The sequence below is a fragment of the Allobosea sp. TBD101 genome (assembly GCF_059817965.1).
Genome location: NZ_CM187543.1, coordinates 4,245,529 through 4,269,277 on the forward strand (window position 1 = coordinate 4,245,529; position 23,749 = coordinate 4,269,277).

27 protein-coding genes are annotated in these 23,749 nt (G+C 67.2%); 16 read left to right on the forward strand and 11 right to left on the reverse strand.

What is annotated here, in order from left to right; translation table 11 throughout:
- Positions 1-93 precede the first annotated feature (93 nt).
- Complete coding sequence (locus tag AC6RIC_RS20730; protein ID WP_499733726.1) at positions 94-714, reverse strand: YqgE/AlgH family protein; 621 nt, start codon at positions 712-714, stop codon at positions 94-96.
- Positions 715-969: 255 nt separating this feature from the next.
- Here AC6RIC_RS20730 and AC6RIC_RS20735 point away from each other — a divergent pair, with 255 nt between their 5' ends.
- Both AC6RIC_RS20735 and AC6RIC_RS20740 read left to right on the forward strand, forming a co-directional pair.
- Complete coding sequence (locus tag AC6RIC_RS20735) at positions 970-1,833, forward strand: protein-disulfide reductase DsbD domain-containing protein (protein ID WP_499733727.1); 864 nt, start codon at positions 970-972, stop codon at positions 1,831-1,833.
- Between the two features lie 53 nt (positions 1,834-1,886).
- Positions 1,887-2,372, forward strand: coding sequence for a peroxiredoxin (locus AC6RIC_RS20740; RefSeq protein WP_499733728.1), 486 nt, complete (start codon positions 1,887-1,889; stop codon positions 2,370-2,372).
- Positions 2,373-2,586: 214 nt separating this feature from the next.
- On the opposite strand, the gene AC6RIC_RS20745 is transcribed toward AC6RIC_RS20740, so the two are convergent.
- Complete coding sequence (locus AC6RIC_RS20745) at positions 2,587-3,240, reverse strand: histidine phosphatase family protein (protein WP_499733729.1); 654 nt, start codon at positions 3,238-3,240, stop codon at positions 2,587-2,589.
- A gap of 355 nt (positions 3,241-3,595) precedes the next feature.
- On the opposite strand from AC6RIC_RS20745, the gene AC6RIC_RS20750 reads away from it, so the two are divergent.
- From AC6RIC_RS20750 to AC6RIC_RS20760, 3 genes are all read left to right on the forward strand, one after another.
- On the forward strand, positions 3,596-3,826 hold the full coding sequence (locus AC6RIC_RS20750) for a hypothetical protein (RefSeq protein WP_499733730.1): 231 nt from the start codon (positions 3,596-3,598) through the stop codon (positions 3,824-3,826).
- A gap of 73 nt (positions 3,827-3,899) precedes the next feature.
- Positions 3,900-4,349 (forward strand): GNAT family N-acetyltransferase, encoded by a 450-nt coding sequence (locus AC6RIC_RS20755; RefSeq protein WP_499733731.1) that lies wholly within the window; start codon positions 3,900-3,902, stop codon positions 4,347-4,349.
- A 20-nt stretch (positions 4,350-4,369) separates the two neighbouring features.
- Positions 4,370-5,155: a GNAT family N-acetyltransferase gene (locus AC6RIC_RS20760; RefSeq protein ID WP_499733732.1), complete on the forward strand. Its 786-nt coding sequence runs from the start codon at positions 4,370-4,372 to the stop codon at positions 5,153-5,155.
- Between the two features lie 15 nt (positions 5,156-5,170).
- Here the strand turns inward: AC6RIC_RS20760 and AC6RIC_RS20765 are convergent, their stop codons facing one another.
- From AC6RIC_RS20765 to ispH, 4 genes are all read right to left on the reverse strand, one after another.
- The gene (locus AC6RIC_RS20765) at positions 5,171-6,073 is read right to left on the reverse strand and encodes a M23 family metallopeptidase (protein ID WP_499733733.1); all 903 of its coding nucleotides are present in this window, start codon (positions 6,071-6,073) and stop codon (positions 5,171-5,173) included.
- A 72-nt stretch (positions 6,074-6,145) separates the two neighbouring features.
- Positions 6,146-6,598: a ribonuclease HI gene (gene rnhA, locus AC6RIC_RS20770; protein ID WP_499733734.1), complete on the reverse strand. Its 453-nt coding sequence runs from the start codon at positions 6,596-6,598 to the stop codon at positions 6,146-6,148.
- Positions 6,595-7,560, reverse strand: a complete 966-nt coding sequence (locus AC6RIC_RS20775; protein ID WP_499733735.1) for a homoserine kinase — start codon at positions 7,558-7,560, stop codon at positions 6,595-6,597. The genes rnhA and AC6RIC_RS20775 overlap by 4 nt, the downstream gene beginning before the upstream one ends.
- Positions 7,561-7,581: 21 nt before the next feature.
- A complete protein-coding gene (ispH, locus tag AC6RIC_RS20780; RefSeq protein ID WP_499733736.1) occupies positions 7,582-8,571 on the reverse strand; it encodes a 4-hydroxy-3-methylbut-2-enyl diphosphate reductase in 990 nt (329 codons plus the stop codon).
- A gap of 181 nt (positions 8,572-8,752) precedes the next feature.
- Here ispH and AC6RIC_RS20785 point away from each other — a divergent pair, with 181 nt between their 5' ends.
- Genes AC6RIC_RS20785 through AC6RIC_RS20795 form a run of 3 tightly spaced genes read left to right on the forward strand, consistent with a single transcriptional unit; the run spans position 8,753 to position 12,938 of the window.
- Entirely contained in the window at positions 8,753-10,618 is a 1,866-nt protein-coding gene (locus AC6RIC_RS20785) for a monovalent cation:proton antiporter-2 (CPA2) family protein (RefSeq protein ID WP_454657918.1), read from the forward strand.
- On the forward strand, positions 10,615-12,018 hold the full coding sequence (locus AC6RIC_RS20790) for an MATE family efflux transporter (protein WP_499733737.1): 1,404 nt from the start codon (positions 10,615-10,617) through the stop codon (positions 12,016-12,018). The genes AC6RIC_RS20785 and AC6RIC_RS20790 overlap by 4 nt, the downstream gene beginning before the upstream one ends.
- Before the next feature lie 35 nt (positions 12,019-12,053).
- Positions 12,054-12,938: a DUF937 domain-containing protein gene (locus AC6RIC_RS20795; protein ID WP_499733738.1), complete on the forward strand. Its 885-nt coding sequence runs from the start codon at positions 12,054-12,056 to the stop codon at positions 12,936-12,938.
- Positions 12,939-13,024: 86 nt separating this feature from the next.
- Here the strand turns inward: AC6RIC_RS20795 and AC6RIC_RS20800 are convergent, their stop codons facing one another.
- Positions 13,025-13,387, reverse strand: a complete 363-nt coding sequence (locus tag AC6RIC_RS20800) for a DUF1127 domain-containing protein (RefSeq protein ID WP_454657921.1) — start codon at positions 13,385-13,387, stop codon at positions 13,025-13,027.
- Positions 13,388-13,564: 177 nt separating this feature from the next.
- On the opposite strand from AC6RIC_RS20800, the gene AC6RIC_RS20805 reads away from it, so the two are divergent.
- Positions 13,565-14,446, forward strand: coding sequence for a LysR substrate-binding domain-containing protein (locus AC6RIC_RS20805; protein WP_499733739.1), 882 nt, complete (start codon positions 13,565-13,567; stop codon positions 14,444-14,446).
- Positions 14,447-14,505: 59 nt separating this feature from the next.
- Here AC6RIC_RS20805 and AC6RIC_RS20810 read toward each other — a convergent pair whose 3' ends face one another.
- From AC6RIC_RS20810 to AC6RIC_RS20820, 3 genes are all read right to left on the reverse strand, one after another.
- Positions 14,506-14,682, reverse strand: coding sequence for a Flp family type IVb pilin (locus tag AC6RIC_RS20810; RefSeq protein WP_454657923.1), 177 nt, complete (start codon positions 14,680-14,682; stop codon positions 14,506-14,508).
- Positions 14,683-14,772: 90 nt separating this feature from the next.
- Entirely contained in the window at positions 14,773-16,152 is a 1,380-nt protein-coding gene (locus AC6RIC_RS20815) for a glutamate--cysteine ligase (RefSeq protein WP_499733740.1), read from the reverse strand.
- A 167-nt stretch (positions 16,153-16,319) separates the two neighbouring features.
- On the reverse strand, positions 16,320-17,066 hold the full coding sequence (locus tag AC6RIC_RS20820; protein ID WP_454657925.1) for a 16S rRNA (uracil(1498)-N(3))-methyltransferase: 747 nt from the start codon (positions 17,064-17,066) through the stop codon (positions 16,320-16,322).
- Between the two features lie 206 nt (positions 17,067-17,272).
- Between AC6RIC_RS20820 and AC6RIC_RS20825 the strand changes: the two genes are divergently transcribed.
- Both AC6RIC_RS20825 and ubiA read left to right on the forward strand, forming a co-directional pair.
- A complete protein-coding gene (locus AC6RIC_RS20825) occupies positions 17,273-17,740 on the forward strand; it encodes a hypothetical protein (RefSeq protein ID WP_454657926.1) in 468 nt (155 codons plus the stop codon).
- A 16-nt stretch (positions 17,741-17,756) separates the two neighbouring features.
- Positions 17,757-18,737, forward strand: coding sequence for a 4-hydroxybenzoate octaprenyltransferase (gene ubiA / locus AC6RIC_RS20830; protein WP_454657927.1), 981 nt, complete (start codon positions 17,757-17,759; stop codon positions 18,735-18,737).
- 3 nt (positions 18,738-18,740) lie between these two features.
- Here ubiA and AC6RIC_RS20835 read toward each other — a convergent pair whose 3' ends face one another.
- Entirely contained in the window at positions 18,741-19,262 is a 522-nt protein-coding gene (locus tag AC6RIC_RS20835; protein ID WP_499733741.1) for a DUF6101 family protein, read from the reverse strand.
- 249 nt (positions 19,263-19,511) lie between these two features.
- Between AC6RIC_RS20835 and AC6RIC_RS20840 the strand changes: the two genes are divergently transcribed.
- The 5 genes from AC6RIC_RS20840 to lpxK all read left to right on the forward strand — a co-directional run bounded on the left by AC6RIC_RS20840 (position 19,512) and on the right by lpxK (position 23,747).
- Positions 19,512-20,339: a 3'(2'),5'-bisphosphate nucleotidase CysQ gene (locus AC6RIC_RS20840; protein ID WP_499733742.1), complete on the forward strand. Its 828-nt coding sequence runs from the start codon at positions 19,512-19,514 to the stop codon at positions 20,337-20,339.
- Positions 20,340-20,429: 90 nt separating this feature from the next.
- Entirely contained in the window at positions 20,430-20,672 is a 243-nt protein-coding gene (locus tag AC6RIC_RS20845) for a DUF4170 domain-containing protein (RefSeq protein ID WP_257732430.1), read from the forward strand.
- A gap of 29 nt (positions 20,673-20,701) precedes the next feature.
- A complete protein-coding gene (locus tag AC6RIC_RS20850; protein WP_499733743.1) occupies positions 20,702-21,439 on the forward strand; it encodes a lysophospholipid acyltransferase family protein in 738 nt (245 codons plus the stop codon).
- Positions 21,436-22,740 carry a 3-deoxy-D-manno-octulosonic acid transferase gene (locus tag AC6RIC_RS20855; RefSeq protein ID WP_499733744.1) on the forward strand — a complete coding sequence of 435 codons (1,305 nt, stop codon included), beginning with the start codon at positions 21,436-21,438 and terminating at the stop codon, positions 22,738-22,740. Before AC6RIC_RS20850 ends, AC6RIC_RS20855 begins: the two co-directional genes overlap by 4 nt.
- Positions 22,740-23,747, forward strand: coding sequence for a tetraacyldisaccharide 4'-kinase (gene lpxK / locus AC6RIC_RS20860; RefSeq protein ID WP_499733745.1), 1,008 nt, complete (start codon positions 22,740-22,742; stop codon positions 23,745-23,747). Before AC6RIC_RS20855 ends, lpxK begins: the two co-directional genes overlap by 1 nt.
- The last annotated feature ends 2 nt before the right edge of the window (positions 23,748-23,749 follow it).

Sequence of the window (23,749 nt, forward strand, 5' to 3'; positions counted from 1 at the left end):
GAGCCGCCGGCAACCACGGATCAAATGTCTCACCCCGTCGTGGGTTCCGGGTTCGCGCTTGCAGCGCGCCCCGGAATGACAAGGGGAGCGCCCTCAGGCGTGCCCGGCCTCGCGCGAGAGAAATGCCGGGTCGATGCCGATCTTGCCGAGCGCCCGCTGGTACTTGGTCTCGACACTCTCGTCGAAGAGCAGCTCGGGATCGGCGGCGCAGTGCAGCCAGCCGTTCGACTGGATCTCGGCCTCCAGTTGCCCCGCAGCCCAGCCCGCATAACCCAGCGCCAGCACCGCGCTCTCCGGTCCCTCGCCAGTGGCGATGGCACGCAGGATATCCAGCGTCGCGGTCAGGCAGATGCCCTCGTCGATCGGCAGGGTCGCCGACTCCAGGAAGAAGTCGGCGGTATGCAGAACGAAGCCGCGCTTGGTTTCGACCGGCCCGCCGCGCAGCACCTGCATGCGCTCGGCCCGGCTCGGCAAACGGATCACCTCCTCGGAGGGAATCACGTCGAGCTGGACGAGCAGCTCCGGGAATTTCGTATCGCCCGCCGGCTTGTTGACGATGATGCCCATCGCTCCGTCCTCGGAATGGGCGCAGACATAGACGACGCTGCGGCTGAAACGTGAATCGGCCATACCCGGCATCGCGATCAGGCACTGCCCATCGAGATAGCTGCGGCCGCCGACGCGCGATTGTGAGCCGATCTTCATGAGGTCCATGCTAGATGCTGTCGGGCCTTATCGGCAAGGCTTGGGTTGGCCCCTCTCCCGCAGACCCAAGCCCGGGCCGCAATCCTCGATGCATTTCGGATCACGTTCGCGTGCGCCGGAGGGGCAACGTCGGACAATGCCGCCGCTATCGCGATTGCGCCCCATTCCTGCGCGAGGTTACCGCGAGATCGTTCAGGCGCCGACGGGCGGAGGAAGACAGGTTTTGTTCGCTTTTCAGGCTCGCAATCGGTAAAGGCTGGGCCCGTGAACCGCATTCTTCCCCTGCTGGCCCTGCTGCCTCTGGCGCTCGGCCCCGCTGCCCACGCGCAGGACGTGGCGAACGAGGCCGCGACCTCGCCGTGGTCCGCGAGCGAGCATGCCAAGCTGCGCCTTATCGCCGGGCCGACGACATCGACCGGCAAGCAGCGCGTCGGCGTCGAGATCGTGATGTCACCGGGCTACAAGACCTATTGGCGCAGCCCCGGGCAATTCGGCGTGCCGCCGGCCTTCGACTGGTCGGGCTCGACCAATATCGGCGGGCTCGACGTGCGCTGGCCGGTGCCGGAGCGCTTCCAGGATTCGGCCGGTTATTCCATCGGCTATGTCGGCGAGGTCGTGATCCCGATCTCGGTCCAGCCGGTCGATCCGTCGCGACCGGTCCTCGTCGTGCTCAAGCTCGACTATGCGGTCTGCGAGAAGATCTGCATTCCCGCCAAGGGCGAGGCGAGCCTGTGGCTCGAGCCGGGCGTGACGACCGTGTCCTCGCCCCGGCTCGAAAGCTTCGAGGCGCGCGTGCCGGTCCCAGTCAAGCCGGGCGCCCACAAGGAGAAGATCGCGATCGTCGAGGCCGGTCTCGATGACAGCGTGGTCGACCCGGGCCTGCGCCTGATCCTGCAACCGCCGACGGAGGGCCGGATCGAGGATATCTTCGTCGAGGGCTCGGGCATGTGGTCCTTCGGCAAATCCCGCCTGACGCCGCAGGCGGACGGCACCGTCATCGCCCAGATCCGCATCGACGAGCGGCCGAAGGGCGTGGCCGGCCCGGTTCCGCTGATCTTCACCGTGCGCGGCACGCCCCGGCCGATCGAGACGCGGCTCGACCTCGACATCCCCGCCTCAAAGCCCTAATCCCTCAAGCCGAGCGGCCCCTCTGGCCGCAGGCTTCACGGAGAGACAGGCTCATGACCATCAAGGTGGGTGACAAGCTTCCCCAGGCGACGTTCCGCGTCATGACCGCCGACGGCCCGGCCGCGCGCACGACGGACGACCTGTTCAGTGGCAAGAAGGTGGTGCTCTTCGCCGTGCCCGGCGCGTTCACCCCGACCTGCCATCGCAACCACCTGCCCGGCTATCTGGAGAAGGCGGCCGAGATCAAGGCCAAGGGCGTCGACGCCATCATGGTGACCGGCGTGAACGACGTCTTCGTCATGGATGCCTGGTCGAAGGCGACCGGCGGCGCCGGCGTGATCGAGTTCCTCTCGGACGGCAATGCCGATTTCGCCAAGGAAATCGGCCTCTCGCTGGACGGCTCGGGCTTCGGCCTCGGCACCCGCTCGCAGCGCTATTCGATGCTGGTCGAGGACGGCGTGGTGAAGGTGCTCAGCGTCGAGGAAGCTGCCGGCAAGGCCGAGGCCTCCGGCGCCGAGGCGATGCTCGGCAAGCTCTGAGCCCGAGGGCACGGAAACGGACTGGAGCCCGCGCAGCCGCTGCGCGGGCTTTTTCTGTCGGGCTATCGCGTCAAAGCGCTTGGCGTGGCGAAGGTCTCAATTGAGGTAGGAATGGACAGAAGGCTCTTCGCCTCGTGCGCGCCTTGCATGTCATCCCGCTTCGGATTGAAGCAGAGCCCGGCTTTTGCTGCGCAATTCGTCCCTGGAACCGTCGCTAGATCCAGACCGTTCGGCCGAGCCCTTCGCATCCGTGACGTGAAAGCGTTGCCTCGGTCGGTTCGATCATCCTCTCAGTGGCGCCCAAGAGAAAGCTCGCCGTCTGTGGCTCGCGAAACTCGTCCATCTGTTGCCGGCTTGCTCCGGAGTAGATCCCGCGCAAAATCCGTAGACAGCCACTATGCGTCACGACCACATGAAGAACACCATCATTGAGGTTGCGAACCCAGTCGAAAAGGCGGTCGTACACTTCGGTCTTGGTTTCAGCGCCTTCCATCCGAGAATTCCACGGGTCGGCCAGGTGAGCGGCGTGCTCCTCCGGCCGGCTTGCCGCGATCTCATCCTGCTTCATACCCTCCCAAACGCCATAGGAACGCTCCCTGAGAGCTGAAGCCATGTCGAACGTACAGAATGGCAGAGACCACAAGCCGGCGAGAATGGCTGCGGTCTGCTGAGCTCTTCCGAGAGGGCTGCACCAGAAGTGCTTCGGCCTCGCTGTTGTGATTTCGGGAGCGAGAGTCTCGCCAACAGCGAGCACCTGCCTGACGCCGTTGAGCGTGAGCGGACTGTCGCGGTGACCTTGCAGCATGGAACGGCTATTCCAGTCAGTCTCAGCATGTCGAATGACGAGAAGTTCGGGCAGTTTGGTCAATCTGGGCTCTCCTATGCTCCTTCGCCCCAGCAACCTCCGGGCCATCTTTCGGCCCCCGAATCTCTCAGCGTTTACAAGGACTGGACTGCAGAGAATGGGAAATAATTTTCTCAACAGCCAGCGCTGATGTTACCGTTCTTTCGCACCGACAGAACTGCGCTCCAGGAAGGAGCGGCACGAGAAATGGAAGAAGTTCATTCGCCTTCAAACGAGAATAGCGTGATCGGTCCGCTGCTGGCGGGTGATGCAATTCACTGATGGCAGCAGCGGGTCGGAAGCCGACCTAGCTTTTGACATTGCCGGGAGTGCGCTGCCTCTTAAATTGCTCCACTTCTCTGGCGTATGGGGAGAGGACATGCCGTTTCAAGGCGTAGTTGTCGAACCTGCGGAGCTGGCAAAATTGGCGCGCGCCTTCGACGCCGCCTGGATGGCGGTGAACAGCGTGAACACCGTCGGCGGCCAGCAGCAGAGGCGGGCGAGAGCCCGCCTGGCAGGCATCATTCTTGATCTTTGGAGGGAGGATCCCGCTCAGGCTCTGAGCGCCAGCGCTGTCGAGCGCTTCCTGGCATCGGACCAGCTCAACTGATCGATCCGATCTGCGCTTGTCATGAGACAAGCTGCAAAGCCCCGGCTAGCTTCCGGATCGGAGGAGAATACCGATGGCCGAGATTACCATTCGCCCGCTTGCCGCGACCGACCGGGAGGCCTGGACGCCGCTCTGGCGGGGATACCTGACCTTCTACAAGGCGACGCTGCCGCCGGAAATCGACGCGATCACCTTCGGGCGCCTGACCGGCGGAGAGGAGCCGATGGGCGGCTTCCTCGCCTTCGAGGGCGACAAGCCGCTCGGCATGGTCAACTGGGTGCTCCACCGCACGACCTGGAGCGAGAAGCCGATCTGCTATCTGCAGGACCTGTTCACCGTGCCGGAATCGCGCGGCACCGGCGTCGGCCGCAAGCTGATCGAGGCCGTGAACCAAATGGCGCGGGCGAAGAACTGCTACCGCGTCTACTGGCAGACGCATGAATCCAACCTGCAGGGACAGGCGCTCTACGACAAGGTCGCCGACAAGTCGGGCTTCATCGTCTACCGCCAGCCTCTGGGCTGAGAGACCCGGCCGGAGCGACCGTGATCGCGGTCCGGGACAGGCGTGAGATCATCGAGCGGCTCGGTGCCGAGCCGCTCGCCAATGTCGTGCTGCTGAAGCATCTGCAAGCCTTCCCGCGGCATACGCAGGCGTTTCAGCGTCTCTCGTCGGCCGGTATGGCAACGCTTATCGTGCTCGACACCGCAGCAAGCGATTACGACCGCAAGACCTATCCGACGGCCGCCCATGCCGCCCTCATCCGCAGCGACGATAACGCGCTGGCGGAAGCTCTGCTGAACGAGCTTCCGGCCGATGGAGGCATCGTCTTCAAGCTCGGCAGCGCGGCCGAGCATGATGTCGTCCAGCGGCGCTATCCGCTCGTGCGCAAGACCAGCTTCCTGTCGTTCACATCGCCAGATCGCACCAGCGGTCGTGAAGGAGTTGTCGTCGCAACCAGCGCCACGGACGCCATGTACGCGCTCTACCGGATGCAGAATCATGAACGGGACTGGCTCTCGCCGCTTCTGGCCGGCGGACGCGCCTTTACATGCGTAATCGGCTCAAGCGACGAGCCGCTCTCCGTCTGCCTCGCCTTCGAGAGCCATGGCAACGTCTGGGAGATCGGCGGCGTGGTCACGCGGCCCGACCAGCGCGGGCGCGGCCTTGGATCGTGCGTGGTCGCCGCGGCACTGGGCGAACTGGCGCGGCGCGGGCTGATCGCCCGCTATCAGGTCCACGAGGATAATACCGCCTCGATCCGGCTGGCCGAGGCGCTCGGTATGAAACCGCTCCTGCGGCTGACCCATTACCTGCACGAACGCCCTTGAGCGGCGATTCCGCCCTCAGCGTTGCCACACGCTGTTGCGCACCGGAACGACCCCGTCGAAGGACATCTGGATACCGTTCCCGGAAACCGCGTCGACGGCGTGGATGTGCAGATGCGGCTCGGTGCTGTTGCCCGAATTGCCAACCTCGCCGATGGGATCGCCGATCCGGACAGGCTTGCCGACAGCGACAACAACGCTTCCCTTGCGCAGATGAGCGAGCTCGACCAGCAGCCCGCCGCAGGCCAGCACGACGTGATTGCCAGCAGGGTTGTTGCGGTCAGCCTGCGGCGGCGACAGGTCGGGCAGGCCGTCGACAGCCGCCGCAACGGTTCCATCACAAGGGCTGATCACAGGCTTGCCGAAAATGGCGTAGCGCGCAGGGTCGTGAGGCAACAGGCCCGACGCCCGAAAGCCCGAGGCTCCCAGGGCAGTGATATCGACGGCATGGCGCTGGGCGCGATGGCCGCTGTGATGGTTGAGAATGCCGATACCGCCGCCCTGGGCCACGACAAAGCGCCCAGCATCGAGCGGAAACGCGAGTGCATGCGGCCGATCCCGCGCGATCAGCCCGCTCACGACATAAACGAGCGCCATCCCGGACAATGCGAGCGAGACCAGCCTGTGACCGTGACTATGCCAGACCGGCAATGCCCCAGTTGCCTGCCATGGCCGCCTGGCATGGCGCATCAGGGAGACGACCGCCGCTGCGCCAACCGCTCCGACGAGCACGACGCGGCTCCACATACCCGCCATGTCCCAGCGCCCGAGCAGCAGAACCAGAGACAGGAACACCGCCGTCTCGGCCAGCACGATCAGCCATGCCAGGCGCCCCGGTTCGTGGAGACGCCATAATCTCCACGCCAAAGCGGCGGGAACGGCAAGGCAGATAAGCAGTAACAGGAGGACGACGGCGATCATCGACCGTAACTATGCAGCGGTCCGGAAAGCGCCAGGTCGAACCGCCTCGCTATCGAGGGCGCCGACGAGGCCTCAACGACCACCGCTCTTGAACGGCGCCATCCCCGCCCGCGCCAGGGCGTCGGCGCGCTCGTTCATCTCGTCGCCGGCATGGCCCTTGACCCATTTCCACTCGATCTTGTGGCGGCCGAGCGCCGCCTCGAGGCGCTGCCAGAGTTCGGCGTTCTTGACCGGCTTGCGATCGGCCGTCTTCCAGCCGTTCTTCTTCCAGCCATGGATCCAGCCGGTGATGCCCTGCCGCAGATACTGGCTGTCGGTATGGAGCGCGACCGTGACGGGGCGCTTCAGTGCCTCCAGCGCGGCGATCGCCGCCATCAATTCCATGCGGTTATTGGTGGTCTGCGCCTCGCCGCCGGAGAGTTCCTTCTCGACGCCGTTGAAGGTGAGGATCGCGCCCCAGCCGCCGGGGCCGGGATTCCCGGAACAGGCGCCGTCCGTCCAGACTTCGACCGTCTCGCCGCTCATCGCTTCAACCCGTATTCGCGGGCGTCAGTGATGCGCTGATGGAAGACGAGCCTGCGGTCGTATTCGAGCGGGTCGAGCGGCTTGACCAGCGCGCCCGGCGGCACGTTCAGCCAGTCAACCAGTCGCGTCACCAGAAAGCGCAGGGCCGAGCCGCGGCAGAGCTGCGGCAGCGCCTCGACCTCCGCCGCGGTCAGCGGCCGCACGCTCTCATAGCCGGCGAGCAGTGCCTGGCCCTTGGTCAGGTTGAACGAGGCATCGGCCTCGAAACACCAGGAATTCAGGCAGATCGCCAGATCATAGGCGAAGGCATCGGTGCAGGCGAAATAGAAGTCGATCAGGCCGGACAGTTTGTCCTTGATGAAGAAGACATTGTTCGGAAAGAGATCGGCATGGATCACGCCGCGCGGCAGATCCTGCGGCCACGAGCGCTCATGGACCCCCACCTCAGCCATGACGCGCCGCGCCAGCCCCGGAGAAACCGTATCCGCCGCCGCCCCCGCCTGCTCGGCCAGCGGGCGCCAGCCCGGCACCGACAGTGAATTGACCCGCTCCATGCCGAAATCGGCGCCGGCCTCGTGCAATTGGGCAAGTCCGCGCCCGAGCTCGGCGCAATGCGTCACGTTCGGGCGCCGGACGGAGAGGCCGTCGAGGAAGGTGACGATCGCCGCCGGGCGACCGGCCAAACGGCCGACGGCCGCGCCATCATCCATGCGCAGCGGGACCGGGCAGATCAGGCCGCGCCGCGCGAGATGATCCATCAGCCCGATGAAGAAGGGCAGCTCCGTCTCGTCCACCCGCTCTTCGTAGAGCGTTAGGATGTAGAAAGCCTTGGTCGTATGCAGCAGGAAGTTCGAGTTCGAGACGCCCTCGGCGATGCCCTTGACGGAGAGGAGATCGCCGATGCCGTAGCGCGCCACGAAGGCAGCCAGCTCGTCATCGGGCACTTCGGTATAGACGGCCACGCTTGCACTCTTCTGCTGGGATTATTCCGCCGCGTCCGGCGTCGCCTCGCCGCGCAACTCACGCGGCAGCGGGAAGAAGACGTTTTCATCGGCGGTCGAGACGGTCTCGACGCGGACATCGTAGCGCGCGGCGAAGGCGTCGATGATCTCCTCGACCAGCACCTCGGGCGCGCTCGCGCCAGCGGTGATGCCGAGGCTGCGGATGTTCCCGAAGACCGACCAGTCGATCTCGTCGGTGCGCAGCACGAGCCGCGCGACCGGGCAGCCGGCGCGCTCGGCGACCTCGCGCAGGCGCTGCGAGTTCGAGGAATTGGGCGAGCCGACGACGATCAGCCCCTCGACCTGCGGCGCGACGCGCTTCACCGCCTCCTGGCGGTTGGTCGTGGCGTAGCAAATGTCTTCCTTGTGCGGGGCGATCAGCTCCGGGAAGCGGGCCTGCAAGGCCTCGACGATCTCGCGGGTGTCGTCGACCGAGAGCGTGGTCTGGGTGACATAGGCGAGCGGCTGGCCTTCCGGCGCCTGAAGCGTCGCGACGTCTTCAAGCGTCTCGATCAGGGTGATCGCGCCCTCGGGCAACTGGCCCATGGTGCCGATCACTTCCGGGTGGCCGGCATGGCCGACAAGCAGGATATGGCGGCCGCGCTTGTGATGGACCTCGGCCTCGCGATGAACTTTGGTCACCAGCGGGCAGGTCGCGTCGATGGCGAAGAGATTGCGCGCCTTCGCCGCCGCCGGCACCGCCTTGGCGACGCCATGGGCCGAGAAGATCACCGGCCGCGTCTCGTCCGGCACCTCGTCGAGCTCGGCGACGAAGACCGCGCCCTTCCGCTTCAGGGATTCGACGACGTATTTGTTATGGACGATCTCGTGGCGGACATAGACCGGCGCGCCATGCAGCTTCAGCGCCTTCTCGACGGCGTCGATGGCGCGCACCACCCCGGCGCAGAAGCCGCGCGGGGCACAGAGCAGGATGTCGAGCGGCGGCTTGGTCACGCGCGAAGAAATCTCCATCGGTCAGCGTCTTCTTTCGGCGGGATGGGGGCGATGTCAAGGAAGCGAAGCAACGCAGGCTTGGCCGCCATGCCGATTGCCTCTCGCAGGATCGCCGTCGAAAGCCTAGATAGAGCCACGGCCCGCCACGCCGCGCGTCGCGCCGGACCGCCAAGCCCGTTTCCAAAGCCCCGAGTTCCGCATGGCCGACGCCGCCTCGCATGTCAGCTTTCTGCCGCCGATCCTGACCTTCTGCGCTGCGGCGGTGATTGCCGTTCCGCTCTTCCGCAAGCTCGGTCAGTCGGCGGTGCTGGGCTATCTCGCGGCCGGCATCGTGATCGGTCCCTCGATCCTCGGCGTGATCAAGGACCCCGACGCGATCCGCGGCACGGCCGAGATCGGCGTCGTGCTGCTGCTCTTCCTCGTCGGCCTCGAATTGCAGCCCTCGCGGCTCTATTCGATGCGCAAGGATATCCTCGGCTCCGGCCTCGCGCAGATGGCGCTCAGCGCCGGCGGCATCGGCCTGTTCGGCTGGTATTTCGGCCTGTCGGTGGCAGGCGCGGTCGCCGTCGGCGTGGCGCTCGCGCTGTCGGCGACCTCGATCGCGCTGCAATTGCTGGAGGAGCGCGGCGACGGCAACGAGACCTATGGCCGACGCACCTTCTCGATCCTGCTGTTCCAGGATATGGCGATCGCGCCGGTGCTGGCGTTGCTGCCGCTGCTTGCGACCACGGGCGGACAAGAAGCCGGCAGCCCGATGATGGCTCTCGCCAGCCTTGGCATTGCACTCCTCGCACTCGTGCTGATCGTGCTGGCCGGGCGCTATGTCATGAACCCGTTCTTCCGCATCCTCGCCCATACCGGCGCGAAGGACGTGATGACGGCCGCCGCCCTGCTGATCGTGCTGGGCGCGGCATTGCTCATGGAACATGTCGGGCTCTCGATGGCGATGGGCGCCTTCCTCGCCGGCGTGATGCTGGCCGATTCGCATTTCCGGCATGAGCTGGAGGCCGATATCGAGCCCTTCCGCGGCGTGCTGCTCGGCCTGTTCTTCATGGCGGTCGGCATGTCGCTCGACCTCAAGCTCGTCGCCGACAACTGGCTGCTGCTGGCGCTCGCCGCGCCACTGCTGGTGCTGTTCAAGATCGCGGTCGTCACCTCGATCCTGCGGCTGTCCTGCTCGTCCTGGCTCGAAGCGGTCCGGGCCGGCGCCCTGCTCTCGCCGGCCGGCGAATTCGCCTTCGTGCTCTTGCCGCTCGGCCTCGCGAACGGGCTGCTCACCGCCCAGCAAGCGGCGATGGTCACGGCGCTCGCGGCGATCAGCATGCTGCTCGGCCCGATCGTCGCCAAGCTGATCGACGCGGTGCTGCTGGCCCGCATCAAGCCTGCGACGATGGACGAGGACTATGACGGCGTCGGCGACAGCCCGGTGATGGTGATCGGCTTCGGCCGCTTCGGCCAGATCGTGACGCAGGCGCTGCTGCTCCAGCATATCGACGTGACCGTGATCGATTCCGATGTCGAGCGCATCCGCTCGGCCGCGCAGTTCGGCTTCAAGATTTATTATGGCGACGGCACGCGGCTCGACGTGCTGCGCGCGGCCGGCGCCGGCAAGGCCCGCGTCATCTGCATCTGCGTCGACGACAGGCAGGCGGCGCTCAGGATCGTCGAGATGGTCAAGGCCGAGTTCCCGAGCGCACGACTGCATGTGCGGGCCTATGACCGCATCCATGCGATCGAACTGATGAAGGCGAATGTCGATTTCCAGATGCGCGAGACCTTCGAATCGGCGCTGGGCTTCGGGCGCGTCACCCTGGAGACGCTGGGCCTGACCCGCGACGAGGCCGATCTCGTGATCGACCATGTCCGCGACCGCGACGCCCAGCGCATGGAGATCCAGTTCCACGAGGGGCTCACCGCAGCGATCAACCGCGTGCCGCGCGTCTCGCCGGAGCCGCTGGTTCCGCCCAAGGTCAAGTCGAAGCCGCTCACGGCCGAGACGCGGCACGTCATCGAGGACGGCGGGGCGGAGGTCGCGGTCGGCGGCGTCGGAGAACCCGAACGATGAGCGAGGCCTCGGCCCGGCCACAGGCCGTCTTCCTCGAAGGCCCATTGATGCGCCATGTCGCGGTGATGACCGCGACGGGCTCGGTCGGTCTGATGGCGGTCTTCGTCGTCGACCTCCTGTCGCTGCTCTATGTCTCCTGGCTCGGCCGCCCGGAGGCGACGGCCGGCGTCGGCTTCGCCACCATCGTGCTCTACCTGATGGTCTCGGTGAATGTCGGGCTGATGATCGCCGTGACCGCGCTGACCTCGCGCAGCGTCGGCGCGGGCGATCGCCCGGCGGCGCGGCGCATCGCGGCCTCGACCATGGCTCTTTCGGCGCTGGTGGCGCTCGTCCTGTCGCTCGCGGCGCTGCCGTTCCTGCCGAAGCTTCTCAGCCTGCTCGGCGCGCGCGACCAATCGCATGCCGTCGCCCTCTCCTTCCTCACCATCGTGCTGCCGTCGAACATCCTGATGGCGATCGGCATGGGCTTCTCCGGCATCCTGCGCGCGGTCGGTGACGCGAAACGAGCGATGTTCGTCACGCTCGGCGGCGGCATCGTCACCGCAGGGCTCGACCCGCTGCTGATCTTCGGCTTCGGGCTCGGGCCGGACGGCGCCGCGATCGCCATCGTGCTGGCGCGAATCATCATCTGCGCCATCGGCTTCCACGGCTGCGTTGTCGTCCACGACATGATCGAGCGCCCACGTCTCTCCTTCATCCGGCAGGACGCCGCCCGGACCTTCTCCATCGCCGGCCCGGCGATCCTGACAAATCTCTCGAACCCGATCGCCAACGCGGTCTTCGCCAGCGTCGTCGCGCGCTTCGGCGATGCAGCCGTGGCGGCACTCGCGATCATGGACCGGCTGGTCCCGGTCGCCTTCGGCGTGCTCTTCGCGCTGTCGGGCGCGGTCGGGCCGATCCTCGGCCAGAACTGGGGTGCCGGACGCTTCGACCGGATGCGCCGGGGCCTGACCGACGCAGCGATCTTCGCCGGCATCTCCGTCCTCGTTTCCTGGGCGCTGCTCTTCGGCTTTCGCGGCGCCATCGTCTCCGCCTTCCACGCAACGGGGCTGACGGCGGAGCTCGTGCTGTTCTTCTGCCTGATCGCCGGGCCGATGTGGATCTTCGTCGGCATGCTCTTCGTCGCCAATGCCGCCTTCAACAATCTCGGCATGCCGTTCCTGTCGACACTGTTCAGCTGGGGCCGCGCCACGCTGGGCACAATGCCGCTTGCCGTTCTCGGCGCGCATCTGGCCGGGCCGAAGGGCGCGATGGCCGGCTCGGCGCTCGGCGCCGTCGCATTCGGCGTGCTGGCGCTCGTCTTCGCTTATCGCGGCATCACCCGGCTGGAGCGGCGGGCCGCGCAGCGCCAGGCCGCAACCGATTTGCCAGGCAAGGACACCCTGCTATCGTCGCCCTAGGTACGGAGCCAAAGGCCGGCCGGGGAGAAGCGCCCATGATGAACCTGTTCGATATCATGCAGTCGGCCCAGCACGGCCAGGCGCTGCCGAACCTTGCCCAGCAATATGGCCTGAGCCTACAGCAGACGCAGGCCGCGCTCGATGCCCTGCTGCCGGCCTTCTCGATGGGGCTTCAGCGGCAGACGCGCGACCCCTATGCCTTTGGCTCGCTGGCCCAGATGATGACCGCCTCGCCCTATGCCCGCTTCTTCGAGGCCGGCGGCTACGGCATTCCGGCCGGCGCCCAGAATGCCGGCAACGACGTGCTCAGCCAACTCTTCGGCTCGCGCGAGGTCAGCCAGGCGATCGCCGCGCAGGCAGCCGCGACCAGCGGCGTCTCGCAGGCGATCCTGAAGCAGATGCTGCCGGTCATCGCGGCGATGCTGATGGGTGGCCTGTCCAAGACATCGAGCAACGAGGGGCTGGGCGGCATCCTCGGCCAGTTCGCCGAGATGATGCGCGGCCAGATGCCCGGCATGCAGCCGGCGCCGCAGCCGCAGATGCCGGCCAATCCGTTCGAGGCGATCCTCAAGGGCATGTTCGGCCAGGCCGGCCAGCCGCAGCCCAGTCCGCAGGCGTCTCCGTCCGACCCGTTCGGCGGTGCTCTCGGCCAGATTCTCGGCGGCATGTTCGGCGGCATGGCGTCGCAACCCGAACCCGCGCCTGCCCCCGCTCCACGCAGCGCGCCGCGGCGCGCGCCCGCACCGGAACCCGAGCCCGAGGAGGCCGCGCCCTCACCCTCGGCCAACGGACCGGGTTCGATCGGCCTCGACGCGCTCAACCAGATGTTCGAGCACGGCCGCCAGATCCAGGACGACCATCAGAACGCACTGAAATCGATCCTCGACGCCATGCTCGGCGGCGGACAGGGCCGCCGCTGAGGCGGATTCAGCTCCTCATCTGCTGAAGACATGAAAAAGGGCGGAAGCACGAAGCTCCCGCCCGCAGGGACGCTGACGCCAAGGGGTCAGGCGCAGCGTGCAACCGCAATATCGGCCTTCTTCGCCAGCATCGACGTCGACCCGGCATGGCGCAGGGCGTGTTCCCGCCGCGCAGAGGCAATGCTCGACGCGGAGCGCGAGCGCTCCGCCAGCACGGCGGACGGGTCCTCCAGCCAGGAGGTGGCCAGTGCGCCGTCGATATCCGAACGGACGAGGCCGAGATCCTTGAGCCCGCGCTCGTCGAGCTCGGCGGAAAGACGCATCACTTCGCGGCGGTGGACGAGAGCGCGCACGAGTTGAATCGTTCCGTTCACTCCGATGGTGGCAACACGCGTGACGCCGGCCGAAACGGACGAGAGCGACTTCGCAGTGATAGTCATGAGCAGCATGACGGCCTCCTCTGGCGGTGCGGAACGTGGATCTGAGCCTCTCCATCCCGCCCGGACGCGCCATTGACAGGAAATCTGGAGTGCACCCGGACCTTAGCGAGGCTCTGGTCATCAGCCAAACGAATGGTTATGATGTCTCGCAACACTGATATTGATGGACAGTGACGGGGATCGCCAATGGCCCATGTGCTCGATGCCGATCAGCTCAAGACCTTCGTCGCGATCGCCGATACCGGTTCCTTTACCCGCGCCGCCGAGATCGTCTTCAAGACGCAATCGGCCGTTTCCATGCAGATGAAGCGGCTCGAGGAGCGGGTCGGGCGACCCCTGTTCGGCCGCGACGGTCGCCATGCCAAGCTGACCGAGGATGGCGAGCGCCTGCTCGACTATGCCCGCCGGATCGTGCGGCTCAATCTCGAATGCGTCGCCTCCTTCGCCGATGCCGACCTGAAGGGTCGCATCCGCCTTGGCGTGCCCGACGATTATGCCGATCGCTACCTGCCCGAAATCCTGGCGCGCTTCGCCCATTCGAATCCGCGCGCCGAGGTTACGGTGGTCTGCGAGCCGACGCCGATGCTGGCCGAGCGGATCGCGACCGGCGATATCGACCTGGCGATCATCACCCATGTCGAGAGCCGCGGCCAGGGCGAGATCATCCGCATCGAGCCGCTGCTCTGGGTCACCTCGGCGCGCCACAGCGTGCATGAGACGGACCCGCTGCCGCTCGCGCTCGGGCGGCCGACCTGCAACTGGCGGCAGGCCGCGGTCGACGCGCTTGAATCGAAGGGGCGCCGCTTCCGCGTGCTCTATGCGAGCTGGAATTCCACGGCAGTCGGCGCAGCCGTGCTGGCCGGGCTCGCGATCTCGGTCCTGCCGGAGAGCGCGGTCAGGCCGGGCATGCGCATCCTCGGCCCGTCCGAGGGCTTCGCCACCTTGCCCTCATGCAAGATCGGGCTGCTGCGGACCCGCTTCGACCCGTCAGTGCTCTCGAATGCGCTGGCCGAGCACATCATCCAAAGCCTCGACAATCTCGCGAGCTTCAAGACGGCGGCGGAATAGGCACCGGCCGGTCCGGCATCGAGGCAAGGGAAGCGGCTCACGCGCCGGCCCCGCAGGCCTCAGGGCGTGAAACCGGCCGCCATGGACTTGAAAAAGCGGACGACCGACTCGCCGATGAGCACGGCGCTCGTGATGATCGTCAACGAAATCAGGCTGACGACAAAGCCGTACTCGATCAGCGTCGCGCCGCGTTCGTCGCGAAGAAAAACAGCAAAGCTGGTGCGGAGCTGATCCATGCCGCTAGTTTATCGCCGCAAACTGCGGCCAAATCGTTAATCTACCCGCTGCAATGCGGCGGGTATCACGATTTTCCGGGACGCTCGAGCCTACAACGCCAATTCGGTGAAGACCGGCTCGACGGTGCCGCCCCATTCGCCGCGATAGCGCGCCGCAAGATGCTGGGCGAGCGTCTGCCCGCGCGCCACGATCCCGTGCAGGGGAGCGAGGTAGGCGCTTTCATCCGTGCCAGCGGCATTCAGGCGCGCCCGGCGGGCGAGACCGGCCCGCGACAGTTCCAGCACTTCGCCGGCGATCTCGCCGAGCTTGCGCCCGCCGATCGTCGCGGCCAATCCTTCGCGCGGAACCGCATCGCGCAGCGCCTGCCGCTCCGCAGCGCTCCAGTTCTTGACGAGGTCCCAGGCCGCGTCGAGCGCGGTCGCATCATAGAGCAACCCGACCCAGAAGGCCGGCATCGCGGCGAGCATGTCGGGCGGGCCGGCATCGGCGCCGCGCATCTCCAGGAAGCGCTTCAGCCTGACTTCGGGGAAGACCGTCGAGAGATGGTTGGCCCAATCGGACATCGTGGCCTTCTCGCCCGGCAACTGCGGCAGGCGTCCGGCCAAAAGGTCGCGGAAAGATGCGCCGGCGACGTCGTGATAGGTGTCGCCGCGCTTGACGAAATACATGGGCACGTCGAGCGCCCAGTCGACATAACCCTCATAGGACATGCCCTCGTCGAAGGCGAAGGCGAGCATGCCGGAGCGGGCGAGGTCGGTATCGCGCCAGATCTCGGAGCGCATCGACTGGAAGCCGTTGAGCTTGCGTTCGAGGAAGGGCGAGGAAGCGAACAGCGCGGTGGAGAGCGGCTGCAGCGCCAGCGAGACCCTGAGCTTGCGGACCATGTCCGCTTCGCTGGCGAAATCGAGATTGACCTGGACGGTACAGGTCCGGAACATCATGTCGAGGCCCCTCGTGCCGACCTTCGGCATGTAGTTCGCCATGATCTTGTAGCGGCCCTTCGGCATCACCGGCGTCTCGGCGCGGGTCCAGAGCGGCGAGGCGCCGAGCGCGACGAAGCCGATGCCGTACGGAGCGGCCACCGCCTTGACGTCGGCGAGATGGGCCTGAAGCTCGGCCTGCGTCTCGTGAAGCGTCTCCAGCGGCGCGCCGGACAATTCGAACTGTCCGCCCGGCTCCAGCGAGATCGCCCCGCCGCCATCCGGCCCGGCCAAGCCGATGATATGGCCGGCATCGACGATCGGCTCCCAGCCGAGCCGCTGCTGCATGCCCTCCAGCAAGGCGCGGATGCCGCCGGCGCCGGCGCGCCCCTCATAGGGGACGGGAGCGAGATCGCTTTGATAGAACGGGAATTTCTCGTGCTCGGTGCCGATCCGGAAGGACGAGGCCGGTTTCTCGCCGTCGGCGATCCACGCAATCAGTTCGGCCTTGGAATCGACCGGGGTCGAATCGGACACGTCGCGAGCCATGGGCGCTCCGGCAGATGAGGCAAGACGACCGGCCCCGACACCGAAGGTGCAGAGGAAGCCGGCAGAGGATGCACAGACATAGGCGAGCGCCGGGCGCTCCACAACGACCGGAACCGTGCATTCGTGCAAAGGCGACCGGCGCTGGCGACAGGCCTGCTATCCTTCCGTCAGACGCGAGGCCAGTCGCCGAGAACCGCCTGAACCAGTGCAAGGGCCGCTACCGCGGCCGTGTCCGCCCGCAGGATGCGCGGGCCGAGCGAGATCGGCAGCGTGTTGGGCCGCGCGCGGATCAGGTTCCTCTCGGCCTCGTCGAAGCCACCTTCGGGTCCGATCAGGACGGCAAGCGGCGCGGGCTTGCACTCCGCCAGTGCCGAGATCGGGCTCGCCTCCGCCAGGCCTTCATCGCAGAAGATCAGCACCCGTTCCGGCGCCAGGCCCGAGAGCGCGGCTTCGAGCGGCCGCTCCGGCTCGATCTGCGGCAGGCTCAGGATGCCGCATTGTTCGGCCGCCTCGACGGCATTGGCGCGCATCCGGTCGAGGTTCAATCGCGAAACCTGAGTGCGCCGGGTCAGGACGGGCTGCAGCACGCCCGCCCCCATCTCCACCGCCTTCTGCGCCATGTAATCCAGCCGTGCATGCTTCAACGGGGCGAACAGATAATGCAGGTCGGATGCCGGTGGCTGCGGCCTGGTCTGGCGCACAAGCTCCAGATTCGCCTGCTTGCGCCCTTCCGGCACGAGGCGCGCCAGCCATTCGCCGTCACGCCCGTTGAAGACGAGCACCGTGCCCTCGGCCCGCAAACGCAGGACATTGAGCAGATAGTTGGCCTGCTCGCGCTCGAGCGGGAGAATCGCGGCAGCAGCGAGAGGCTGGTCGATGAAGAGCCGGTGCCGGGCGAAATCGGGAACGGACATGAGCGCAGGCGCCTCCAGGCTTCGATGATAGCGGTGAGGACAGCGCGAAAAACGCCACAATCCCCATGTAGCAGGCGCGGCACCCCAGAAGGCCACCCATGGACTCGCAAGAGTCGTTGGCGTTAACAGCGCCTGCTGTTAAGGACGTATCTAACGATCGGCCGGGCGGGCCGGCAATCCGGAGTAAGGACACCATGCGGCGTTGGATGGCTTCAGGCGTTATCGCGGTGCTCGGCCTTGCCGTGGCCCCGTTCCTGGCGGCTGCCCCCGCACATGCGCAGGCCTCGGGCTGCGAGCAGATCCAGAAGCTGCTCGCCGAGCGGCAATCGATCGTGTCGCGGCTGTCGGCCGCCCAGAAGGCCAAGAAGAAGATGACGCCGCAGGAAGCCTGCAGCTCCTTCGGCCGCCTCGTCAGCAACGGCGACGCCGCGATCAAGTTCGCCACGGCCAACCAGGACTGGTGCCAGATTCCCGCGACCTTCATCGAAGGCATGCAGGCCGACAACAAGAAGGTGGCCGGCTTCCGCACCCAGGCCTGCAACGCCGTCAAGCAGCAGGCACAGATGATGCGCCGCGCCCAGCAGCAGGCACAGGGCTCCAGCCCGTTCGGCGGCGCCGATTCCATCACCAGTGGCGTCGGCGGCGGGATGCGCGTCCCGCAGGGCGCGCTCTAACCGGCGCCACGGCGCCATGCCCGAGCCGACACCCGCAGGAACGATGCCGGGGCGCGACGCCCCGCTTCCTGACGCACCTTTGCCCGATGCGCTCAAAGGGCATTGGGTCGACACGCGGGCTCCCTTCGCGACCAGACCGTTCCTGAAACTCGCCCGCATCGAGCGGCCGATCGGCTGGTGGCTCCTGCTCATGCCCTGCTGGTGGGCGGCGGGACTTGCCGCCATCGCTGCCGGCCAGCCTTATCCCAATCCCTGGCACTGCCTGCTCTTCTTTGTCGGCGCGGTGCTGATGCGCGGCGCGGGCTGCACCTTCAACGACATCATCGACCGCAAGCTCGACGCCGAGGTGGCGCGCACACGCGGCCGGCCTCTGCCGTCCGGGCAGGTGACGGCGAAGGCAGCCGCCCTGTTCATGGTTGCGCAAGCGCTCCTCGGTCTGGTCGTGCTGCTGCAATTCAACCGCTTCACGATCGTGCTCGGCATCGCCTCGCTCGTGATCGTCGCGATCTATCCGTTCATGAAGCGGATCACGAACATGCCGCAATTCGTGCTCGGCCTCGCCTTCTCATGGGGCGGCTTGATGGGCTGGAGCGCCGTTTTCGGCCGGCTCGACGCACCCGCGTACCTGATCTACGCGGCCTCCATCGCCTGGACGGTCGGTTACGACACGATCTACGCGATGCAGGATCTGGAAGACGACGTCATCGCCGGCATCCGCTCGAGCGCACGCTATTTCGGCGACCATACGCGCGAGGCCGTGGCGCTCTGCTTCGCGCTGGCGGCCGTGCTCACGGGCATCGCGATCTGGCTGGTTGGCGGCGGGCCGGCCGCCTGGCTCGGCTTCGCCGCCTTCGTCCTGCATCTCGGCCGGCAGGTTACCCGCATCAACGGCGCGACAGCGCCCGAAGCACTCAGGATATTCCGCTCGAATCGCGACGCCGGCCTGCTGCTGGCGGCCGGGTTCGCGCTCGATGCGATGAGTCGTTCGATATTCTGAGGATCAGTCGGTCATCCGGTCGCCGCTGACAATCACCGGCAGTTCGGGCAGACGTCCGGTCTTGCGGCGTGTCAGGAAGCGCGGGCGGCGGCCGTTGAGCAGGCCGTGACGGCGGCGGATGCGGACCGCCCCCAGCGCGACGCGGCCGAGCTGCGGATAGGGCTCCGTCACCACGCCATCGGCCCCTTCGAGCAAGAGCGGCAGGCCACTGGTCCTGCCGAAATCCCGCCAGAGCGCAACCGCGTCGTCCTGATCCACGGAAGCCACGACGATTGAGCGGCCGTCGCCGGCGGTCAGGGCCAGTTCGAAACGCTCGTCGTCACCGGCAGGATTGGCCAGCCGCAGCGCGACGCCGCGCCAATTGGCCTTGCCGCGCAGAATCCGCACCGAACCGATGCGCTCGATCGCCGGAGCGACCGGACGGGCCGGCATCGGGTTGCGGGAAACGATCGCTGTGGTGGTCGGAGCACCGGAGAGAGCAGGCACAAAACCGCTCTCTCCGGCAGCCTGCGTGACGCTGGCCATCGGTTATAACGCCTCTCTCTAATCCCTGCTGCAACGGAGCCCTCTGTCGATGCCGGGGCTCTCGTGCTTGCCCTGCGAGGATGGCCGCCAGCCGTGTCCGAGCGCTTAAAGGGTTGGGTTAAAGGAAGGTGTTTTCGCCCCGATCGGGCCCGAAACGAGCCCTTTCCCGCCGGATGCTTGACGGAATCTTTCGATCAGTGGCCGCATTTTCGGCTTGAAACAGCGACTTTCACGGCCGATAGGAAAGCCATGAACGCCATCACGCTACCGATCGCGGCCGAGCTGCTGAAGGCCGTCGGTGAAAGCTGCCTGGAAGCCGGCACGATCGCCCTGGAGCTGTTCCGGCCGGGCGCGACGACGGCCGCGCGGACCTGGTCGAAGAGCGGCGGATCGCCCGTCACCGAAGCGGATATCGGCGTCGACACCTTTCTGCGGATCCGGTTGTCCGAGCTGCTGCCGGAAGCCGCCTGGCTGTCCGAGGAAACGGTCGACGATGCGCAGCGGCTGTCGCACCGCTTCGTCTGGGTCGTCGATCCGATCGACGGCACGCGCGCCTTCATGCAGGGCTCGCCGGACTGGGCCGTCTGCGTCGCGCTGCTCGACCAGGGCGCGCCCGTCCTCGGCATCGTCCATGCGCCGGCCTGCCAGGCCACCTACCACGCGCTCGCCAGCGGCGGCGCGACGCTCAACGGCGAGATCATCCAGACCTCATCCGCGAACACGCTGGCCGGCGCTCGCATCGCCGGCCCCAAGCCGATGCTCGATGCGCTTGCGCAGTTCGAGAGCTTCGAGGCGGTCGGCCGGATTCCCTCGCTGGCGCTGCGCCTGACGCGCATCGCCGACGGCACCATCGATGCCGGCCTGATCTCGCCCGATGCCCGTGACTGGGATCTGGCTGCGGCCGATCTCGTGCTGAGCGAGGCCGGCGGGCGGCTCACCGACGGCGAGGGGAGCCCGGTCGTGTACAATCGCGCGATGCCGGTCCATGGCATGCTCGCGGCCAGCAACGGCAGGCTTGCCACGCCTTTGCAGGGCGCGATCGAGCGGCTGCGCGACGGACGGACGCAGCCCGTCTGACGATTTTTTTCAACGCTTCCGCGCGGCCCGCTCGCATGGACCGCCGGGATGGCTTATGGGGGCGCCAAGCAGCCCCTGCAGGAGAGTTCGATGAGCGCGGAACCGGAACAGAAACAGCTTCTTCACCTCGTGCTGGGTGGCGAACTCGCCTCGCTCGACGGCATTACCTTCAAGGATCTGGCGAAGCTCGACATCGTCGGCGTCTTCCCGAACTATGCCACGGCCCACACCGCCTGGAAGGCCAAGGCGCAGCAGACCGTCGACCAGGCGCAGACGCGCTATTTCATCGTCCATCTTCACCGGCTGCTCGACCCCGAGACCGCCAAGAGCTGAGCCAAGACAGGCTTAGAACGACAGGACCCATGGGTTTTTCGATCCTCAAGACACGCGTGGCGCAGGAAACGCTCGGTCGCCTGCTGGCCGGCTATCTGCGCCTCGTGCAGCGCACGAACCGGATCGTCTTCGAGCCTGCCGATATCTACGACCATGTCCGGCCTGACCTGCCGCTGATCTTCGCGATGTGGCACGGCCAGCACATCATGATCCCCTTCGCCCGGCCGGACTGGATGCCGGCCTGCTCGCTGGTCTCGCGCCATGGCGATGGCGGCTTCAATGCCGTGGCGCTACGCGAGCTCGGCATCGGCGCGATCCGCGGCTCGGGCGCGCTCGGCAAGAAAGTTCGCGAGAAGGGGGGCGCCGCCGCCTTCCTCGCGATGGTCCGCAGGCTCGCGGCGGGCGACACCATGGTGCTGACGGCCGATGTGCCGAAACGCGCCCGTATCGTCGGCCCCGGCATCATCGCTTTGGCCCGGGCTTCCGGGCGGCCGATCCGCGCGGTCGCCGTGGTCACCAGCCGCCGCATCGATTTCAACAGCTGGGACCGTGCCTCGATCGGCCTGCCCTTCGGGCGCTGCGCCATCGTCGTCGGCGAGCCGATCCTGGTCGCGCGCGACGCCGACGAGGCGGCGCAGGAGGCGGCGCGCCTCGCGGTTCAGGCCAGCCTCGACGACGTCCATGCCCGCGGCTATGCGCTGGTCGGCAGCAGCGATCCGGGCGCCGGCCTGCGTGAAAAGCAGCTGACTGCCGGGGCACCGGCATGAGTGGCAAGGGCGCGATCCTCCGCAGCTATCGCTACGCGACCTCCCTGCTGGAGCCCGCGGCAGCCGGGCTCCTGCTCTGGCGCCAGCGGCGCGGCAAGGAGGATGCCACGCGGCTTGCCGAACGGCGCGGCCACGCGGGTGTCAAGCGGCCGAACAAGCCGCTGGTCTGGCTGCACGGCGCCAGCGTCGGCGAGACCGTGACCCTGCTGCCCCTGATCGCCAAACTGCAGAAGCGCGGCTTCGCTGTGCTGGTGACCTCGGGTACCGTCACCTCGGCGAAGCTGATGGCGGCCAGGCTGCCGGGCGGCGTGATCCACCAATACATCCCGCTCGACGTTCCCCGCTACATGCGCCGCTTCATGGATCACTGGCGCCCGGACCTGTGCCTGATCTGCGAATCCGAGATCTGGCCGAATTTGCTGATCGAGGCGCAGCGCCGCGATATCCCCGTCGTGATGGTCAATGGCCGGATGTCGGAGCGCTCCTTCGCGCGCTGGTACAAGATGCCGAAGACCTCGCGCTTCCTGCTCTCCTGCTTCGAGGCCTGCCTCGCGCAGTCGCAGGGCGATGCCGAGCGCCTGGCCCAGCTCGGCGCGCCGCGCGTCAGCGTCAGCGGCAACTTGAAATTCGACGTGCCGGCCCCGCCGGCCGACCCCGACACGCTCGCCATCCTCGACGGCCAGACGACCGGCCGCCCGGTCTGGATCGCCGCCAGCACGCATCCCGGCGAGGACGAGCTGGTGCTCGCCGCCCATCTCGCGATCAAGCCCTATCTGCCGAAGCTGCTCACCATCATCGCACCGCGCCACCCGCAACGCGGCCCGGAGATCGAGGCGCTGGCGGAAGCGAACGACGTCGCCGTCTCGCGCCGCGCGACTGGGGGCAGCCCCGAGCGCGATGTCGATCTCTATGTCGCGGATACCGTCAACGAGCTCGGGCTGTTCTACCGTTTGTCGCAGGTCGCCTTCCTCGGCGGCTCGCTGGTCGAAGGCATTGGCGGGCATAACCCGATCGAGCCGGCGAAGCTCGGTTGCGCCCTGCTGCACGGGCCGCATGTCCATAACAATGCTGAGATCTTCGCCGCCTTCGACCGCGACGGCGGCTCGCGCGCGGTCGCCGATGCGCAGGCGCTGGCCGGGGCGGCCCATCGCTGGCTGAACAACCCGGCCGAGGCCCGGCAGGCGGCGCGCGCTGCCGCGCAGACCGCGACCGAACTCGGCGGCGCGCTGAACCGCACGCTCCATGCAATCGAGCCCCTGTTGATGCGGGTCGCGATCGGCCAGCGCGAGAGCGCGCCCTGATGCTGCGGCGCGCCCCGCGCTTCTGGTGGCGGGAGACACCAACGCTGCTCGCCCGGTTGCTCCAGCCGCTCGGCTTCCTCTACGGCCGGATCACCTTGCAGCGGATGCGGCAGCCCGGAACCGAAGCCGGCCTTCCGGTGATCTGCGTCGGCAACTTCATCGCCGGCGGCGCCGGCAAGACGCCGACGGCGATCACCATCGCCCGCCTGCTGGACGCACGGGGCGAAAAGCCCTTCGTGCTGATGCGCGGCTATGGCGGCCGGCTCGCCGGGCCGGTCGAGGTCGATCCCGACCGGCATCGCGCGGCCGATACCGGCGACGAGCCGCTGCTGATGGCGCGCCATGTCCGCACGGTCATCGCCCGCGACCGGGTGGCCGGCGCGAGGCTGGCGCGAGGGCTTGGCGCCAGCGTCGTCGTGATGGATGACGGGCTGCAGAACCCGTCGCTGGTCAAGCATCTCAAACTCGCGGTGGTCGACGGGTCGAGCGGAGCCGGCAACGGCCTGTGCCTTCCTGCCGGACCGCTGCGTGCTCCGCTTGCAGAGCAGATGAGCGAGGCAGACGCCGTCATCGTGATCGGTGGCGGGGATGCAGGAGAACGCGTCGCCGCCGTCGCGCGAGCGGCGAAGAAGCCGGTTCTCGCAGCCGCCCTCAAGCCCGCCGCTACCGCCGTCGAGCGCTTGCGCGGGGGGAAGGTCGTGGCGCTGTCAGGGATCGGGCGGCCGGAAAAATTCGCTGCGACCTTGCGGGATGCTGGGGCGATCATCGCGGCCGAACAGGCCCATGGCGATCACCACGCCTATCTGGAAAGCGATGTCGCGACTGCGCTCGCGATCGCCCGGGAACACGCTGCGTTGATCGCGACGACGGAGAAGGACTGGACCAAGCTCGCGCCGCTCTGGCCCGGGAATGCGCGCGACGTGCTGGTCGTGGTGCCGGTTACGCTGGCTTTCGCGGAGCCGGCCGCGATCAGCGACCTGCTTGCCGCCCTCGGCAAGGCGAGCTGAGT